Annotated in this window: 15 protein-coding genes; 6 read left to right on the forward strand and 9 right to left on the reverse strand. The window is 33.2% G+C overall.

The window, feature by feature from the left end:
- Positions 1 to 146: 146 nt before the first annotated feature.
- Positions 147 to 926: an arylamine N-acetyltransferase family protein gene (locus KA833_RS10750; RefSeq protein ID WP_046207002.1), complete on the reverse strand. Its 780-nt coding sequence runs from the start codon at positions 924 to 926 to the stop codon at positions 147 to 149.
- A gap of 445 nt (positions 927 to 1,371) precedes the next feature.
- On the opposite strand from KA833_RS10750, the gene ilvD reads away from it, so the two are divergent.
- Positions 1,372 to 3,072, forward strand: coding sequence for a dihydroxy-acid dehydratase (gene ilvD / locus KA833_RS10755; RefSeq protein WP_210128378.1), 1,701 nt, complete (start codon positions 1,372 to 1,374; stop codon positions 3,070 to 3,072).
- 132 nt (positions 3,073 to 3,204) lie between these two features.
- Here ilvD and KA833_RS10760 read toward each other — a convergent pair whose 3' ends face one another.
- The gene (locus KA833_RS10760; RefSeq protein ID WP_210128377.1) at positions 3,205 to 3,612 is read right to left on the reverse strand and encodes a DUF2000 domain-containing protein; all 408 of its coding nucleotides are present in this window, start codon (positions 3,610 to 3,612) and stop codon (positions 3,205 to 3,207) included.
- 184 nt (positions 3,613 to 3,796) lie between these two features.
- Between KA833_RS10760 and KA833_RS10765 the strand changes: the two genes are divergently transcribed.
- Positions 3,797 to 4,375: a LysE family translocator gene (locus KA833_RS10765; RefSeq protein ID WP_046207005.1), complete on the forward strand. Its 579-nt coding sequence runs from the start codon at positions 3,797 to 3,799 to the stop codon at positions 4,373 to 4,375.
- 23 nt (positions 4,376 to 4,398) lie between these two features.
- Positions 4,399 to 5,172 carry a helix-turn-helix domain-containing protein gene (locus KA833_RS10770; RefSeq protein WP_107365399.1) on the forward strand — a complete coding sequence of 258 codons (774 nt, stop codon included), beginning with the start codon at positions 4,399 to 4,401 and terminating at the stop codon, positions 5,170 to 5,172.
- 867 nt (positions 5,173 to 6,039) lie between these two features.
- Here the strand turns inward: KA833_RS10770 and lip are convergent.
- On the reverse strand, positions 6,040 to 8,292 hold the full coding sequence (lip, locus tag KA833_RS10775) for a YSIRK-targeted triacylglycerol lipase (protein WP_210139564.1): 2,253 nt from the start codon (positions 8,290 to 8,292) through the stop codon (positions 6,040 to 6,042).
- Positions 8,293 to 8,667: 375 nt separating this feature from the next.
- Positions 8,668 to 9,996: a sodium-dependent transporter gene (locus KA833_RS10780; protein ID WP_070038324.1), complete on the reverse strand. Its 1,329-nt coding sequence runs from the start codon at positions 9,994 to 9,996 to the stop codon at positions 8,668 to 8,670.
- Positions 9,997 to 10,270: 274 nt separating this feature from the next.
- Between KA833_RS10780 and brnQ the strand changes: the two genes are divergently transcribed.
- On the forward strand, positions 10,271 to 11,575 hold the full coding sequence (brnQ, locus tag KA833_RS10785; protein ID WP_046207009.1) for a branched-chain amino acid transport system II carrier protein: 1,305 nt from the start codon (positions 10,271 to 10,273) through the stop codon (positions 11,573 to 11,575).
- A gap of 259 nt (positions 11,576 to 11,834) precedes the next feature.
- Positions 11,835 to 12,206: an iron chaperone gene (locus KA833_RS10790; protein WP_046207010.1), complete on the forward strand. Its 372-nt coding sequence runs from the start codon at positions 11,835 to 11,837 to the stop codon at positions 12,204 to 12,206.
- Positions 12,207 to 12,283: 77 nt separating this feature from the next.
- Here the strand turns inward: KA833_RS10790 and KA833_RS10795 are convergent, their stop codons facing one another.
- Positions 12,284 to 13,024, reverse strand: a complete 741-nt coding sequence (locus KA833_RS10795) for an alpha/beta hydrolase (RefSeq protein ID WP_046207011.1) — start codon at positions 13,022 to 13,024, stop codon at positions 12,284 to 12,286.
- Between the two features lie 456 nt (positions 13,025 to 13,480).
- Here KA833_RS10795 and KA833_RS10800 point away from each other — a divergent pair, with 456 nt between their 5' ends.
- Positions 13,481 to 14,710 (forward strand): pyridoxal-phosphate-dependent aminotransferase family protein, encoded by a 1,230-nt coding sequence (locus KA833_RS10800; RefSeq protein WP_210128376.1) that lies wholly within the window; start codon positions 13,481 to 13,483, stop codon positions 14,708 to 14,710.
- A gap of 168 nt (positions 14,711 to 14,878) precedes the next feature.
- On the opposite strand, the gene KA833_RS10805 is transcribed toward KA833_RS10800, so the two are convergent.
- The 4 genes from KA833_RS10805 to KA833_RS10820 form a co-directional block, all read right to left on the reverse strand.
- Positions 14,879 to 16,087 (reverse strand): CynX/NimT family MFS transporter, encoded by a 1,209-nt coding sequence (locus KA833_RS10805; RefSeq protein WP_046207013.1) that lies wholly within the window; start codon positions 16,085 to 16,087, stop codon positions 14,879 to 14,881.
- 106 nt (positions 16,088 to 16,193) lie between these two features.
- Positions 16,194 to 17,141, reverse strand: a complete 948-nt coding sequence (gene arcC, locus KA833_RS10810; RefSeq protein ID WP_070038326.1) for a carbamate kinase — start codon at positions 17,139 to 17,141, stop codon at positions 16,194 to 16,196.
- A 13-nt stretch (positions 17,142 to 17,154) separates the two neighbouring features.
- Positions 17,155 to 17,925, reverse strand: a complete 771-nt coding sequence (locus tag KA833_RS10815) for an oxamate carbamoyltransferase subunit AllH family protein (RefSeq protein ID WP_046207015.1) — start codon at positions 17,923 to 17,925, stop codon at positions 17,155 to 17,157.
- Positions 17,922 to 19,187 carry a YlbE family protein gene (locus KA833_RS10820; RefSeq protein WP_064209611.1) on the reverse strand — a complete coding sequence of 422 codons (1,266 nt, stop codon included), beginning with the start codon at positions 19,185 to 19,187 and terminating at the stop codon, positions 17,922 to 17,924. Before KA833_RS10820 ends, KA833_RS10815 begins: the two co-directional genes overlap by 4 nt.

Below are 19,187 nucleotides of genomic sequence, written 5' to 3' on the forward strand. Positions count from 1 at the left end.
ATATAAATCCGATACTTTTCGTTTCCATCACGCTTACTATTATACAATTTAATTTAACACTTTTGTATATAATTTATATGACATTATTATTACAAAGTAAACCTTTTGTTATTTCTAATGAAACATGGCTTTGAAAACTGTATATTTCAGTCAAATGTTTTTATATCTATATCTTTAATATTAAAATAACGATGTAAAAAGTATTTATAATTTTCAGATGTTATATTTTTCTTTTCCTTTTGACCATGATGTGTAATTGTTATATGATCATTCGACATTGTCACCCTACCATATGGCATTGCTTTACTAATTAACAGTTTCTGTACAAAAATAGATGATTCATTATTTTGATTAAACGCTATACCTGGTTCAAAATCTGCCAGTTCTCTAGGTTCATCTTTAAATTGATATTGCGTCTGCCATTTATAATCAACTTCTTTCTTCATTTCAAATGTATGGTCACTTACTTTACTTACCTTAAACTCACCGTTCACATCATAAACAGGTTGCTCATCATGTGCAATAGGTATGGCTGCTTTAGGTATATCCGCGTAACCGACATCAACTAAATATTTTTTCTGATTCAATATAACGATTAATGCCATATGTGAACCTTCCATGGCCCAGTCTGAACCATTATAAATTGTCGCAGAAACCATATAAACGTTATAGCCTTTACTTGTTAAATATTCACAAAACAATCTGTTTTGTTCATAACAATAACCACCTCTATGTTGGTTCACAATTTTATCTATCATTGATGCATTATCTAAAGCAATAGGTTGTCCATTCTGCACATTAATATTTTCAAATGGCACATTCAATACATATCTTTCAATATAATAGTTCAATGTTTCTAAGTGATTGCCATGATCTGTATGTGTGTCTATCTCTAAATAATTTTCTAATACGTTAAAATTAGTCATACAACTCCTCCATTTCTTAATAGCTTAAAAATAAGCTCGATACTCACGATGCATGAATTCAATTAGAAGTAACAAGCAAATCAGGAATTTTAAGTACATCAAAAAGCATCTTCAACTTAAACTCGATCAACCCCACTCATTCACTCGAAACAACAAAAATATAGTTATTCTAAGTTATGTATAATTTTCTTCAATATATTCTATTATTTTATATGATAAGGGGTAATAATGATTATAGACAATCTTTTGATATTGACATCAATTAAATAAATAGATATTGTGTATGTCTATACATTTGTATAGCTAATCTAATAATTTTTACACATTTTGGCACCTCACTGTTTAGTGATATGTATGAACGTTTAAGCGTCACACTGCTTGGTGTTTATTATTAATTTTCAGACTATTCTTAATATATTATGTTTTTTATTTTGGAGGGGATTATTTGAGCAAGGAACAATCGCAAAATCAACAACCAAACGATTTACGAATTCGCAGCAAAGTGATTAGTGAAGGTGTAAGTCGCACACCAAACCGATCTTATTTACGTGCACTTGGTTTTGAAGATGAAGATTTTGAAAAGCCTATGATAGGTGTCGCTAGTACATGGAGTGAAGTCACACCATGTAATATGCACATCGACGGGCTCGCTCGTGCAACTAAACGCGGTATAAGCGAATCCGGAGGTTCACCATTGATTTTTAATACGATTACAGTTTCAGATGGTATCTCCATGGGCACAGATGGTATGCGTTTCTCATTGCCAAGTCGTGAAATCATCGCTGATTCAATTGAGTCTGTAGTCAATGCAGAAAATTTAGATGGCGTAGTAGCAATCGGTGGCTGTGATAAAAACATGCCAGGATGTATGATTGGTATCGCTCGTCTTAATTTACCCGCTGTCTTTGTATATGGCGGTACTATATTACCCGGAAAATTAGATGGTAAAGATTTGGATGCCGTATCTGCTTTTGAAGGTGTGGGACAATACAATAATGGAGAAATAGATAAGGCAGCATTACATAAAGTAGAGTGCGCTGCTTGCCCTGGTGCTGGTGCTTGTGGCGGGATGTTTACTGCGAATACAATGTCCTCTGCCATTGAAGCTATGGGAATGAGCTTACCTGGAAGTGCGTCTCACCCAGCTGTATCAACTAATAAATCTAAAGATAGTCGTGCAGCAGGCAAAGCTGTTTATCATTTATTGGAACAAGGTATATATCCTAAAGATATCATGACCAAAGAAGCATTTGAAAATGCAATTACTGTTGTCATGGCATTAGGTGGGTCTACAAATGCGATTTTACATTTACTAGCTATTGCACATACTATTGACGTAGATTTGACACTTGATGATTTTGAAAAAATACGTAAACGCGTACCGCATATTGCTGATTTAAGACCTAGCGGCAAATACGTCATGGCACATCTTGATGAAGTAGGTGGCGTGCCAGGCGTAATGAAATTATTACATGAAAAAGGGTTAATTCATGGAGATTGTTTAACAGTTACTGGGAAAACCGTTGCTGAAAACTTAGCTCAACAACCTAGCCTTTCTGACGATAAAGCCATCATTAATTTTGATCAGCCTAAACATCCTACGGGTCCACTTGTTATTTTAAAAGGTAATCTAGCACCTGAGGGCGCAGTAGCCAAAATTTCAGGTTTAAGTGTGACTTATATTAAAGGACCTGCTAAGGTTTTTGATTCAGAACCTGCAGCAACAAAAGCCATACTCAATGACGATATACAACCTGGAGATGTTGTGGTGATTCGCTATGCTGGACCAAAAGGGGCGCCTGGTATGCCAGAAATGCTATCAGCTTCTTCTATTTTAGTAGGAAAAGGATTAGGTGAATCTGTAGCATTGCTAACAGATGGACGTTTTTCAGGCGGTTCACATGGTCTAGTAGTTGGTCACGCTGCTCCAGAATCCCAAGCAGGGGGCCCAATGGCATTACTTCAAGAAGACGACATCATTACCATTGACGCTAAAAATTTAGAAATTAGTTTTGATATTTCTGATGAAGAGCTAGAACGTCGCCGCAATGTATGGCAAGCACCACCACTAAAAGAAACGCGTGGTACATTAGCAAAATATGCCAAACTCGTATCATCTGCTTCAAAAGGTGCAATTACTGACTAATGCATCACATTTGTTTAATTTGTTTAATACCATTCTATAATTAATGTTAAAAGTATAATTTGAACTCTTAAATAAAAACCAATGTACATCAAAAATGTACGTTGGTTTTTTATGTTAATGTCATTAATTTATTTAGCTATGCAACGCAAATCCTTTAAATAATTTATCTACATGATTTTTCTTACCGCGTATACCAATGCCAACAAGGTTTAAGTCCTCTGTTTTATATTTAGCAATTACCGCGCGATTATCTGCATCGTTATATGTGGAGAATAACTCTTCAGTATATACTGTGATAACAACATCTTTACTCAAAGATTTTTGTAACAACTCTACCATGGATTCTTGTGTCGATGAATGTATCATCACAGGTTGCTGAGACATCGGTAAATATTGTACGTTATCCTTATCTATATAGTATTCCCCAATAATATTTTGGGTTCCAGCAATTCCGCTCATTAAGAAGGCAGTTACATTTAATTTTTGCCATACTTCTAAGTCTTCTCTCAAAACAATTTTAATTTTAGTATCAAAAGCCATATATAATTTACTCCTTTAAGGTGATAACAAATATTTTTCTATATCTTATATAGAATCAAGTGTTATATATAGGATAAAATTGCAGTATTTATATTCTTGGAAAATTATCAATGCAATAATATCCTATATAAAATATTCATTTACGTATACTCTATTAGAACGATTAAATTTTAAGGAGTATATGATGAATATGATTACTTTGATTGTTTATTGTTTTATTGTTACTGCAACACCTGGCCCCACCAACATCATAATTTTATCTAATGTTCAGAACTATGGAATAAAATCTGGTATGCGATTTACATATGGCTCAACCATTGGGTTTGTAGTATTGCTTGTAATTTCTGCTATTTTGAACTCTTTTTTAAGTAAAGTCCTTCCAAATATCATCATTTATTTACAAATTTTAGGTACCATTTATATGATTCACTTGGCTTATCAAATATTCAATATGGATGTTTCAAAAAAAGATGAGTCAAAAGTGAAAGGTTCATTTTTTTCTGGTTTATTGTTGCAATTTATAAACCCTAAAGTAATTTTATTCACTTTAACCGTTTTTCCTAGCTTTATATTACCCTATTCAAGTGAAAATTATATATTACTGATAAATATATTTATCATAGGTACCATTGGGTTTATTGCTTTTATGATTTGGGTGGGTTTTGGCGCTATATTTAATAAAATATTTCAAAAATATAATAAAATTTTAAACATTGTATTAGGTATACTTTTGATTTATGCTGCAATTATGTTATGGGTTTAAAGAACTTAAAAGAAGGTGAAAAGATGGAAGAATTCATATATAAAAAAAATGGGGGAATTACTGCTTTATCTGCAAGTATTAATGACTTCTCATATAAAAATCACACACATAGCGAATATGCTATTGGCGTTACTAAAAGAGGAATACAACATTATCATTTGGATGGTAAGCTTCAACTTTCATACCAAGATGGCATCATGTTATTTAATCCAGAACAAGTCCATGATGGAATGGCTCACGATCGTTCAGGCCTTGAATATTTTATGTTATATATTGAACCATCTGTATTATTAGATGCAGCTGAACGTAAAGAACCTATTCAATTTACAACACCAATAATTTATAATAGTAAAATTGAATCTGATGTATATCATCTAGCGAATGCTATATTTCATGAATACGAGGGAGAAATTATAGATGAGCAATTAATCAAACTTGTAGATGATTTAGTAAATCAATCTACAATTAAGAAACATGTTGAAAGTAACGCCTATATAAGTAAGATTAAGGGAAGAATACTTTATGGATTAAAAGAAAATTTGAAAATTACAGATTTAGCACATGAATTCGGCATGTCAAAATTCCAATTTATACGATATTTTAAAGAGCAAACTGGGATAACACCTTATCAATTTTTATTAAACAGCAAAATTGAAGAAGCAAAAAATATCATAGAAATAGATAAAGATATACATTTAGCAGTTAGTGAATTAGGATTTTCTGATTTAACACACTTAAATAGACAATTCAAAAAAATATACGGTATCACTGCAAACAATTACGCTCAGTCTTTTTAAACTTTATTACATATAGTTAATTTCACAAAATTTGATAATAGTATGATGTTAAGACATCAATGTTTTTGATTTACGAATTGACATTTACTTTGTTTCTATGGAAATTTTATATTTAAAAAATGCTGCTTTTTGAAAATAAGCTTCTATTAAGTATAAATGATAATGTAATCATCTTTCATACACTTTTGAATACTTTATTGTTATATTTTTTTATTAAATTCCATTTTGGAATAATTTATTACTATTTAGGGAATTTCAAACAAAATTTAGCACAAGTCTTTTATAGTGAAGTTAACAAATAAAAGTGAGGTGAAGGACATGGACTTTATCATTGATATCATCAAAAAAATCGTTGGTTTATTCACAGGTAAATAATTTCTAACCTCTATAAAGAGACTGGTACGGTATGTATCAGTCTTTTTTTGATACATACTATAACCAATAGTTGCACTGAAACCATTCACTGATGTTGTTCTTTTTTTTATTTCTCTCATCCTTCTTTAACGTCTTGTTTCACTTCTTTTACCCGTTCAATAAGCTTATTCACCTATCATACTTCATCATTATACAAAAATTGTATTCAAGATAATATGACACAAATCATAGTACGCTTAATAAAAAAATAAGCGAGGATAAAATCAAAACCATAAATTTTGATTATTTATTCTCGCTCAATTTTTCATATCAAATCGCCTTAAACCATTCTCTTTATATAATAATATTTAATTTCCTTCATTATATTTATCAATTTCTACTTTCTTACGAAAATAAAGTTTTCAATATATTGAATAATGAACCTACTAAATCAAAAAAGTCTCCACTCATCATTTACCCTCACCTTCATAAAATGTATTTGCATCGCTTGATCTATGCTTCAGCGTTTTCAGTTTTTACTAAGTCTGAAGCAATACCTTCATAAAATTGTCTTAATTCTGCTTGTGAACGCTTTGTATCATTACTATCTTGTCCAACAAAGTCCGCATGATCCCAATCATGCATAATTGGTGTCACCTGCCAAACACCTTTTTGAACCTGGTTCGATGCTTCTACATGTGCTTGATTAAATGGATGTAATGCTGAAATTGTTGAAACCAGGCCATCATTGACACGCCATTCTTTTTCAGGTGCTTTTCCAATCACATTACCTGTTAATCCCATAGGTAAATACATGTTAATATCTGATTTTTGTTTACCAAATAATCCATCTCTTGTAGATTCTCCAGTATATGTCTTATAAACGATGTTCGGATTTAGTGAAGTTTTTTTATTTAATTCAGTCGCTCCTACTCTGGTTAAATCATAAAAGCCATTATCGTCTGTCGTCCATAATTTACTGTCTTTCAATCGTTTAACATATTGATTATATGTCTCATCATCTTTTTGTTTTAAACCCCATTGCTCAAGACCAAAGCTAACTTTAGAATTTTTATTACCTTTTAGTTTCGCGTAATCAAACGCAACTTGTCTGATAAGCGTTTCATTACCTAATTGATCAGCTGCGTGTGTACCATTATGGGGTGTTGCTAAGGTAGTAATTGAACTAATCATGTTATCGTTATTACCTTGAAATACTGGTGCTATATCGCCACCATGTTGTTTTTGATATTCTATTTCTTCTGGATCACCATTACGTAAATATTCTTCTAGTTGTCTAATCGTTTGTCCACCCATGCTATGACCAACTAAATGAACTTTTTGACCTGGTTGCCAGTCTTTATATACACCTTCATATGTCTTGCCATAACGGTCGTGACCATATTTTTCAGCATGTGCAGCCCCATAATCTACTGTACCGCCTTTAATGTAATAGTATAATTCAACTGCTCTGTCATGGTTACTACTTAACGCACCAATACTTGCTTCATATGCATTGTAACCCTTTTGTTCTAAGTCTTGTTGAATATTTAATTTGTCGCCTCCCCAATAATGAGGTAAAACAGATGGTTTAATATCGTCTGTAAAACCATTAAAACCGTGTACTAATATAATGGGATCTTGGTTTTTATATTGGCCTTGTTTCGCTTTTTTTGTTGGTTGTTCTTGCGTTTTTTCAGCGTTCTGTTGGTTCACTTGATTATTTGTTGTAGCAACCGCATTTTTCTTAAGTAAAGCTAAATTTTTATCTGGATCGTTTTTCTGTTGATTGCTTTGGCTATCTTCGTTAGCTAAATTGTCATTTTTTAATTGCCCAAATTTAATATCATTTTGAGATTTTGATTGGGATGCACTTTCATTTACTTTCATCTCTTTTACTTTATCTTGTTCATTGTAGTCTGGATCTACTTCTTCTGTTGCCTCTGCTTTGGCTTTATCTTGCTTGTTGTAGTCCGGGTCTACTTCTTCTGTTGTCTGTGCTTCGGTTTTATCTTGCTTGTTGTAGTCCGGGTCTACTTCTTCTGTTGCCTCTGCTTTGGCTTTATCTTGCTTGTTGTAGTCTGGATCTACTTCTTCTGTTGTCTCTACTTTGCCTTTATCTTGTTTATTGTAGTCTGGATCTACTTCTTCTGTTGCCTCTGCTTTGCCTTTATCTTGTTTATTGTAGTCTGGATCTACTTCTTCTGTTGTCTCTACTTTGGCTTCATCTTGTTTATTGTAGTCTGGATCTACTTCTTCTGTTGTCTCTACTTTGGCTTTATCTTGCTTATTGTAGTCTGGATCTACTTCTTCTGTTGCCTCTACTTTGGCTTTATCTTGTTTATTGTAATCTGGATCTACTTCTTCTGTTGCCTCTACTTTGGCTTTATCTTGTTTATTGTAATCTGGATCTACTTCTTCTGTTGTGTTATTTTTATTATTTTCTAAGTCTACCTTTTCATTATTTACGTTTTCTGCATCAGTCGTTAATTTATCATTATGTAAGCTTTGATTTTCTGAAGTTTGTTTATCATGCTCTAAATTATTATTCTTATTAACCGGTACACTACTTTCCCCAGTAGTGTTATCACTATTTGTTTCCCCAACATGTTCCCCAATGTCCTGATAACTCATTTCGCTTGCTTGTTTTTCTGTTTCAGCAGCTTGCGCATTGTCTACGCCTATAAAGAGTAAAGATCCAATTAATATAGATGATGCGCCAAAAGTGAATTTGCGAATACTATATTTGTTTTTTTTCTGTTCCATACTAGACACCTCTTGGTTAATAGAATTTAATAAATAACAAACTTCCTTTTGCTAAATGAATAGATTTAAAATAAAACGCGGTACTAATTCGAAAATTTTACCAATAATCTCTTTCATAAATTACTCCTTTCAGAAAACGTTTTCAAATAATAGTAAAAATTAAATTATCTATTTAAAACAATTAATGCAATACAACAAATTTTTTAAATAAATAATTTAATTTGACCTTACTAAACAAATAAAAAATAGTCAACAATATAAATAAAAATATAATAACTTAATTCATACTTTACAAATTATTCAAAAAAGCCCTTTATCAATACTCAATTTTCACATTGATATGATAAAGGGCTAATAATTAATGTTATTTAATTGCTATAAAAATTGTACGACAAATATTAATATAATAACGACTGGTAAAATAAATTTAATGAGATAATACCAAGGCATAAACAACCTAAATTTATCTTTTCCAAAGTGTTCTTTTAAAGCGTGTTTATCAAGTAATTGTCCTACAACAAGTGTTGTTCCCAACGCACCTATAGGCATTAAAATGTTGGAAACTAAGAAATCCATGTTGTCAAAGATAGTACCTGCTGCAAATTTTACATGACTCAGACTTCCAAAAGATAATGTTGCAGGAATACTTATCATAAAAACAAGTACACTTATATAAAGCGATACAGATTTACGTTTCGAATTATCATTTTTAGTAAAGTTTGACACATTGAGTTCTAGTAACGAAATTGAAGAAGTAAGTGCTGCAAATAAAAATAATATTAAAAAAATAAAATAAAAACCTGAACCATATGCCATCTGATCAAATACTTTTGGTAACACTTTAAATAGTAATCCAGGTCCTTCAGTTGGGCTATAACCGAAAGCTGAAATCGCAGGGAATATTGCTAAACCTGCTAACACAGATACTAGAATGTTCATCGCTACAATAGAAACAGCCGAAGTTTTAATAGTCATTTCTTTAGATGCATAACTAGCATATGTAATCATGCCTGTTGTTCCTAATGACAGTGTAAAAAACGATTGGCCTAGCGCAAATAAAATCCCCTCTATTGAAATATCTTCTAATCGTGGTTGCAATATATATTTCAATCCTTCGAACGAGCCATCGAGAGTTAGCGATTTAACAACAATAATAATAAGGAAGATAAATAATAACGGCATCATAAATTTAGATGCTTTTTCTAATCCTTTTTCAACTCCCATCATTACAATGAACATCGTCAACAAAATAAATATCCCTTGGCCTGTAACCGTCAACCATGGATTACTTATAATAGATTCAAATTCTATTTGGCTTAATTTACCACCATTAAACGAGCATATTTGAAGTAATACATTAAATATATAAATGATAATCCAACCACCGATGACACTATAAAAACCAAATAAGATAAATACAGCTAAATTACCATTCCATCCTATAATATTTAACCATTTTCTATTTGTTAATTTTTCATATATTTTAGTAGTATATGTTTTGCCCATTTTTCCCACTGTAAATTCCATCATTAATAATGGCAGTCCTACAAACAGTGTAAATATTAAAAACATTAATAAGAAAGCCCCACCACCATAAATACCTGCCATATATGGAAATTTCCACATTGCGCCTAGCCCTATCGCAGACCCCGCACTTGCCAATATGAAACCGAGCGATGACTTCCATTGTGATTCATTATGCATCTTTCATACATCCTTTACACCCTATTATTCTTTACTGCGTTAAAGCGTTTATGTAACATAGGAAACTACTATAACATTTTTTTGAATTGAGCTCAATAGTTAATTACTTAAAACACTCGATATCATCACATTTACAAACATGACATTAAAAACTACTTCATTTAACATTTTAGACATTCTAATTTTCTGAAATTTCATTGAATTCATATAACTTTTGTGTTATATTAATGTATGTTTTGCAACAAATAATTTTAAAAATAATAGAGGTATTAAAATGAATAGACTCATACTGATTTCTGGTCTAATGTTATTCTCATTTTTCTTTGGAGCCGGAAATCTAATATTTCCACCTATGTTAGGATATACAGCTCAAGAAAATATGTGGGTTTCAATGATAGGATTTTCAATCACTGGTATTTTATTACCATATTTAACAGTCATCGTCGTAGCTTATATGAACGGTGGCGTTGAAAGTATTGGTAACAAAGTCCATCCGTTATTTGGTACGATTTTTGCAATCTGTATTTATGCATCTATTGGTGCATTATATGGTATACCGCGTGCTGCAAATGTCGCTTACGAAATTGGCACGAAAAACGTATTACCTGTACATAATCAATTAACTTTAATTATATTTTCAGCAGTCTTCTTCTTAGTTGTTTACTTGATTGCACTTTATCCAAATCGAATCATAGATAATTTAGGTAAATACCTAACACCTATTTTAATATGCATTATCGCTATTTTATGTATTTTAGTTATTATTAAACCAGAAGGTTCAATTGGTAAAGCTGGTGGCGACTTTGCGCAAACACCACTTGTGTCTGGTGTCTTAGAAGGTTATTTCACAATGGACCTCGTTGCTGCACTCGCTTTTTCAGTAGTCATTGTTCAAAGTTTTAAATTAAATGGTATTAATGAACCAAAGTTATTAGTTAAAAATGTTGTGAAAGCAGGTTTTATTTCTGCCGTGCTGTTATTTATCATTTATTTTGCTTTAGCTTATGTTGGCGCGACAACTGATCAAACAGGCTTAAAAGATGGCACAGATATTTTAACTTTTAACTCATTACGTGTATTTGGGTCTTTAGGAAACTTAATTTTTGGGATAATTGTGATACTAGCTTGTTTAACAACTTGTATTGGACTTGTAAATGCTTGTTCAGCGTTTGCAATGAAAAAATTACCAAAGATTTCTTATAAATTATTTGTACTTATCTTTTCAATATTAGGTTTTACTGTTTCTACTTTAGGATTAGAACTTATTTTGGAAATTGCTGTACCATTACTTACATTTATTTATCCAACATCTATCGTATTAGTGCTTATTTCGTTATTGAGTATCTTCATCTCATTTGAAATGAAATATAGCTTTATCATACCAACAATTGCAACATTGATTATTTCTTTATTACAAATATTAAATGACTTTAATTTAATTAAAATACTTAATGTTGTATATGCGCATTTCCCATTAGCAAATATCCAATTAGCATGGTTGATACCATTTATAGTGTGTCTGCTAATCGGTATTATTATCGATTTCTGCTATGCTAAATCGCAAGCTAAAATGACTTAAGTTAGTGCGCACTATTAACCAGACGGTATGTCAACACATATCCATTCTCATCAATACAATCCCTTCAACTATGGGATGTATTTTTTATGTAAAATAGTAAAATTTCAAAAAGGTTTTCGGATTTTTAAAGTTGTTTATACGCATAATTTAGAATTTTCCATTATATTCATTCACCTATAAAATGATATATTTGTATGTAATTGGTATAATACATGTTAGCTATATAATAAAATTTGCTATTTAAGGATTGTGATTGGGTATGACTGAATTTAATGAATTTTTGGAGTCATTAGAAAATGACAAACAAACAGCCACAATGGAAGCTATCTTTAATTGGATTTCTGAGACTTTTCCTGAACTCGAAACAACAGTAAAATGGAATCAACCGATGTTTACGCATCACGGTACGTTTATTATTGCTTTTAGTAAATCTAAACAGCATTTCTCAGTAGCACCTGAAGCAAAAGGAATGGCTGAATTTACTGAACAGATTGCAGAATCTGGATATTCACAAACCAATAATTTATTTCGTATTAAATGGACACAAGACGTTAACTATGAACTATTGCAGTCCATGATTCAATTCAATATCGAAGACAAAGCGAATTGTACTACATTTTGGAGAACTTAATTTTAAACATATTGAAACATAAAAGGATGGCTCTACTCATATTGGGTAGAAACCATCCTTTTTAGTATTTAAATTGTTTATGTATAATCTTCAAAAAACGCTATCACATCTTGCTCTACATCCAAATGACCTTCACCATACGTCATTAAATGTTTACACGTAGGATAACCTTGAATTTCTTTATCCTCATGCTCAATTTGATTATAAATATAATTTGCACTAGCTTCATAAGCCTTTTCATCTTGTTCGCCAAACTTTATAGCAATAGGGACAGAAATTTGATTTAAGTGTGCCATCGCATCATCAACAAGTTTTTTAAATTTATCAAAACCAACGGCATAGTTTTCAATTTGATTCATCTGTTGTTGTATTGCTTCTTGTGACAAACCTACTAAGTTTCCCATGCGTTCTCCATAAAATTCCAGCCTTTTTGCAAGTCCAGCATCGTCTTTACTAAACGGTGTCGACATCACTGCAACAGAAGCAACCTGCTTTTCTTCCGCCAATTTTAAAGACAAAATACCGCCTAATGAGATGCCGCATACACTTATATTTGAATAACCTTGATCTTGCAAATATTGATATCCTTCTAGCGCATCTTGCCACCAATCCTCTGCGTCATAAGCCATCAATGATTCGAGCAATAAGCCATGCCCTTTATAGGAAGGGGCATAACATGTAAAACCAGCTTTATTTAATTTTGTAGCTAATAATTTTACATCTCTAATCGTACCTGTAAATGAATGTAATAACAATATAGCACGTTCAGAAGATTTATTTTCCAAAAATATCGGATTAGGTTCTTTTACATTTATCATCTATTGTCACTCCAACTTTTAACATCCATACACATTGTAATAGAAAATCGTTTACGATACAACGCGTTATGATTAATGAAAATCAAGATTGCTCAAACGACTATCTCTCAAAAAAATACAAGCCACTTCCTTAATGGAAGTAGCTTGCTTCTATGAGGAAGTCTGGAAACATGCCTAAGGCATGCTCACAGCGACCCATAGTGTGTGCATGCCCTTGGCATGCTTATATAGTGTACAATTTTATGTAAGTTCTTTCAAACATTTATAAATACTGAAACTATTGAAATTCATTTTATCTACATGCAAGTATATAGGATAATTTCTATTTATCTTCTTTATTTTTGTAATATTCAGATAAATGATTGTTAAATAATTATCGATTTTGACGAATATAACTCAGCTTTAATAAAGTATAATATATAATGACGGAATTTAAAGGAAAACGAGGTAATAAATATGGATGATTTAAAAATCAACAAAAGATTAATTATGACACCTGGCCCTGTTAGCGTAGACCCCCGCGTTTCACAAGCAATGTCAAACTCTATTTTAGGTCAATTTGACTATGAATTTGTAGACATTATGAATCAAACAATGGAACTAATTCGTAAATCTTTTTTAACAAAAAATCAATGGTCATTTCCTATTGATGGCACAAGTCGTGCTGGCTTAGAAGCTGTGATTTCCAGTATTGTTAAACCTGGTGATGATGTCCTAGTTCCAGTCATCGGACGTTTTGGCTATTTATTCGCTGAACTGGTTACGCGTGCTGGTGGTATCGTTCACAGCATTTATAAACCAATGGGAGAGGTATTTGAACAATCAGAAATCATTGAAGCTTTAGATCAATATCAACCAAAAGTACTTGCTATTGTACACGGTGAAACATCGACTGGTAGATTGCAACCAATTGATCAACTTGGTCGAGCATGTAAAGAAAGAGGGATATTTTCTGTTGTTGATGCTGTGGCTACATACCAAGGTATGGTTATTCCAGTAGATGAGTGGGAATTAGATGCAGTCATCGGTGGCGCTCAAAAATGTTTATCTATTCCTTCAGGTATTACCCCAATTACTTTCAACGATAGATTTAGTGATGCCATCAATGCGCGCAAACGTGTAGAACTTGGCATTCGCTCTACTGAAACCACAGAACCAGATCATTTTATCAGAAGTAATTATTTAGATTTAGCACAATTACAAGATTATTGGAGCCCAAAACGTTTAAATCATCATACTGAAGCAACGACTGCAATATATGCACTTCATACTGGTCTAAGATTAGCACTATCTGAAGGACTGGAAGCACGTGCGCAACGGCATGCCTTTCACCAAGAAGGTTTAAAAGCAGCCTTGAAGGCATTAGGACTCGAAATATACGGCGATGAATCGAACGAAATGAAAATGGTTATATGCGTTAATATTCCTGATGGTATAGATGATATAGCATTCAGAGACAGTTTATTAAAAAATTATGGCATAGAAATTGCAGGATCCTTTGGAGAGTTAAAAGGTAAAATATGGAGAATCGGTATCATGGGTTATGCTATCCAAAAACAGAATATCTTAACATTTTTAGCTGCATTTGCAACTCACCTTCTTGCTCAAGGCCTTATCAAAAATCTTGATATAGAAAATGCAATTAAAACACTTATCAATCACTATGATAATAATGCGATATCATAAGATTTCAACACATCATTTGACTATATAAATCAAAAAAGGTACAACTCCAATCCTAAAATGATGCACATCTCAGAAGTTAGATTTTTAGTCCAACTTTAGAGGTGCCCATCAAAAACCATTGGTGTCGTACCTTTTTAATTTTTTCATTATAAATTTAAGTCTTTGCTATTATTCATCTTCTACAACTCTATTTTTAGCTGCAGGATAACCAAAAATAAAGAATAGTAATGACATGAGTAATAATGCAACAATGCCTGATATCCAATTTCCTGTGAAATCATGCAAGTATCCAATTAAAAATGGTCCAATCGCTGCAATTAAGTATCCTACAGATTGACCAAAACCGGATAATGAAATACTACCATCACTCGTCCGTGCACGGATTGAGAAGAATGTCATACATAAACTGAAACATGCTCCCATTGCTAAACCAGCAATAACCATACCAATAACAAGTAACACTAATGATTGTGTAAAGAATAAGCCAAAACCAGTTAAGAATAAAATTGTGATAATAACGACCAATATACGTTGGTCTTTCAATTTAGATGCTATAATTGGAAATGAAAATGTCATAGGTACTTGAGAAAATTGATTGAGCATTAATAAATAACCTGCTGTGGATGGATCTACCCCTCTATCAACTAATATAGATGGCACCCATGCGACAACGGTATAGAATACCATAGATTGGAAGCCCATCGTCAAAGCAACCATCCAAGCTAATTTAGATTTGACAATATTGACTTTCTTACGATGTTTGACTTGTGTTTGATCAATTGTATGTTGTTCTAATTGCGCACCTTGACGTGCTTTAGGAATCCACAAAATAATCGCGATAATACCTAGAATAATCCAAAATGACAGTGACAACCTAAAACCGAGTGATGTTTGTGATAATGGGAAGCTTAACCCGCCACCTAAGCCTGCTGTAAAGTTCATAGTTCCACTATAAATGCCCGTAGCAATGCCGATTTGCATTGGGAAATACCATTTTACATAGCTAGGTAGTACAACGTTACCAAATGCAATTGCTATCCCTAATACTAATGTACCAATAATAAATAAAGTAAAATCACCAGCTACACGTAAATACAATCCAATTATTAGTAATATAGTAGAGTACAGAATTGTACGTGACATTGTGATACGCGACGTTACTCTCGATACTAATGGAGAAACAATCGCAAAAATAATGAGCGGTATAGTAGTTAAGATGCCAGCAACACTGTTATTAATTTCCATTACATGCTTGATCTCATCAACTACAGGCCCTACTGATGTGAGTGGCGCACGTAAGGTAGAAGCAATAAACACAATTGCCAAAATTACGCCCCAATTTTCTTTAATTCTATGTATACGATAGGGTTCAGTCATCTTATACCACCTTTCTTCCAGATCTTTTAATATAATAATACAACGAATCGATCAAATGAAAACCATTTGAACGATTCGCAAGTATTGTTTCTAAAGAACTCATCCATTATTGTTCAACATTTAATAAAATACGTGTACCTGCTTTACCTTCTAATGCTTCAACTGCATCATCTAATGAACAGATAATCGCTTCTTTACCCATTTCAGCAAATTGAATCGCAGCTTCAATCTTAGGTAACATACTTCCTTCAGGGAATTGCCCTTCGGCAACATAAGTTTTTGCTTGTTCAACTGAAATTGTTGCTAATTTCTTTTCGTTCGGTTTACCAAAGTTCACACAAACATTTGATACATCTGTTAACATCATAAATGTGTCTGCTTCAACTTGCTGCGCAAGTTTTAAACCAGAGCGGTCTTTATCGATAACCGCTTCCACACCTTGAATATTCCCGTTTTCATCACGATAAACTGGTATACCACCGCCACCAGATGAAATAACGATCGCTTGGTCAATCAATGCTTTAATTTGATTGACACCGTGAATCACGAGTGGCTCTGGTGAAGGAACAACACGACGGTAACCTCTACCAGCATCTTCTACCATCACAAAACCATGCGTTTTTTCTAGGCGTTTTGCTTCAATTTCGTCAAAAAATACGCCAATTGGTTTTGTTGGATTATCAAATGCCTTATCATCTTTATCCACTTCTACCATTGTTAATAATGTTACCACATCACTTTGAATATTTAATGCATGTAAATGATTTTTTAAAGATTCTTCCATCATATAACCAATAAATCCTTGTGATTCAGCGTTACATGCATTGATTGGAAGTGGATCTACAACGTCTTTTGCCGCTTCATTTTGTGCAATAATATTACCGACTTGTGGTCCATTACCATGTGTAATGACAACGTTATGTCCAATTTTTTTCAACTCTGCCATTTTTCGTGTAGCAGCAAACACGTTTTTATATTGATTGTCGTATGACGCTTCTTGTTTAGGTTGTAAAATAGCGTTACCGCCTAAAGCAAGTACAACACGCTTACTCATACGTTTCACTCCTTCAAGTTAATGCTACAAACATGCCATATACTGTGTCTCTTCCTGATGACGAACCTACTTTAAGCAGTCGCTCAATATTTGCCAGTGACGGCTCATGTTGTAACTCTGATATTTTCGAACTAAACAACCCTTGCTGTGCGCATTTTAAAAATGTTTCTCCTACTAGTGTTGTTAATGGTTCATCAAGTAGTTGTTTTAACTTTTCTAAATTTGGTTTTCTAATATAAGGATCAGTAAAATGAATGAACAACATACCAGTTAGAATGTCATCACCAGAGGGCGTGAGCCCTTTTCCTCTACCAATTAAGTAGCGATAATAATGTTCTACGGTTTCAACATCTTCATCTTTAAGCGCATGTATGATTCGGCTCATTGTTTGGCGGTCAAAGTCACCTTCTTCATACATCGTAAAATCATATGTCGATATATTCTGCTTGAGTTCATCATTATTTACCTTTTCAGCGAAGTCTTTAAATGGCAATGATGGGACATGCCACACAAGTTGGCACGTTTTACTAATATATATCGTGTTAGGACCTATAGAGATTTGTTGGTTTAAAGCAATCTCTTTTAACAAACTTTGTTTCGTTTGTTGATCTATTAATATGCCGAACGGAAACATGCCATTTTCATCTGTACCTATAAATACCAGTTCTTGCGCATCATTGACAATATTGAATCCTTTGTTAAATATACTATGCACATAAAAGGTTTGATGATTTGCCAATATTTCCTGGGCAATATTGCCTATAGCTGTTGCGTGGAAAATCACGCTTTAAAACCTAATTTCTCAGCATATGCCGTAATTGCTTTTTCGAAACATTCAATCGGTGGGTGAACGGTACCTGCTCCGATTTGACCATAACCTGCAATTTTATGAGCAATACCTGTATTAATAACTGGCGTAATACCAGTTTCAACGACTTTACGTGCATCAATACCTAAGCAAGCACCTTTAAAGTTCCATGTAGGGATGGCAAAGTTTGGATTCTCACCGATACAAATTTCAGTCATTTCATTACTGATATCTAATGCGTCATCAAAGCCCCCAGTACCAACGAATCTAGTTACAGCTGGTGCAGCGATCATTGCCATACCACCAACACCAATCGTTTCAGTAATCGCTGAGTCACCAATATCAGTATTAGCATCTTCAGCAGAGTAACCTGTGAAGAATAGCCCATGTGGTGTATTGACTGGTGCAGTAAACCATTCATCGCCCATACCAGCGATACGAATACCAAAGTTTTCACCGTTACGACACATCGCTGTTACAACTGTACCGTGCTCAATTGTACGTGCTGCATCCATCATAGCTTTACCTGTAGCCATCGCTATGTTCAAGAAGAATTGGTCTGTATCAGCTAAGAATTGTAATACCTCAGTACGTTTTTCTGCTTCAACATCATCTAATGATGAGATGATAGGCGTAACTTCTTTTAAGAAAGCTAATGAAGCTGCAATGTTACGTTGGTGGAATTCATCACCCATTGCAATTGCTTTAGCGATTAATACGTTCACATTTAAACCATCGTTCATTTTGTGTAATGCCTTACTTAATACCGGTCCTAAAACATCTTTCATCCAGTGAAGACGATTGACTACTGTATCATTATAAGCACCGAAACGTAATACTGCGCCGATACCTTCGTTCATTTGGCAATATGCTTCGTTACCTGTTTCTCTGTTTTCCACAACAAGTACAGGCATATTAGCTGATGTAATACCACCCATTGGACCAACTGCATTGACGTGGTGACAAGGGATGAAAGTGATTTGACCTTCTTCTAACAATTTACGTGCGTCTTGTTCATTGTCTGCCCATCCTTCAAAAAGAATTGCACCGACACAAGAACCTTGCATAGGATCAGTCATATTTTCATATTTAATTGGTGGACCAGCATGTAATAATACGTTTTCTTTGAGTTCAGGAATTTTAGATTTAGCTGGCACGACATCCACTAAAAATGGTGCTGCTGCAATCATCTTATCAATGACTGCTTGGTTAGCTTCATCTATTGTTTTATATGCCAT

This window comes from Staphylococcus sp. GDY8P67P (genome assembly GCF_017892545.1).
Lineage (GTDB): Bacteria > Bacillota > Bacilli > Staphylococcales > Staphylococcaceae > Staphylococcus > Staphylococcus ureilyticus.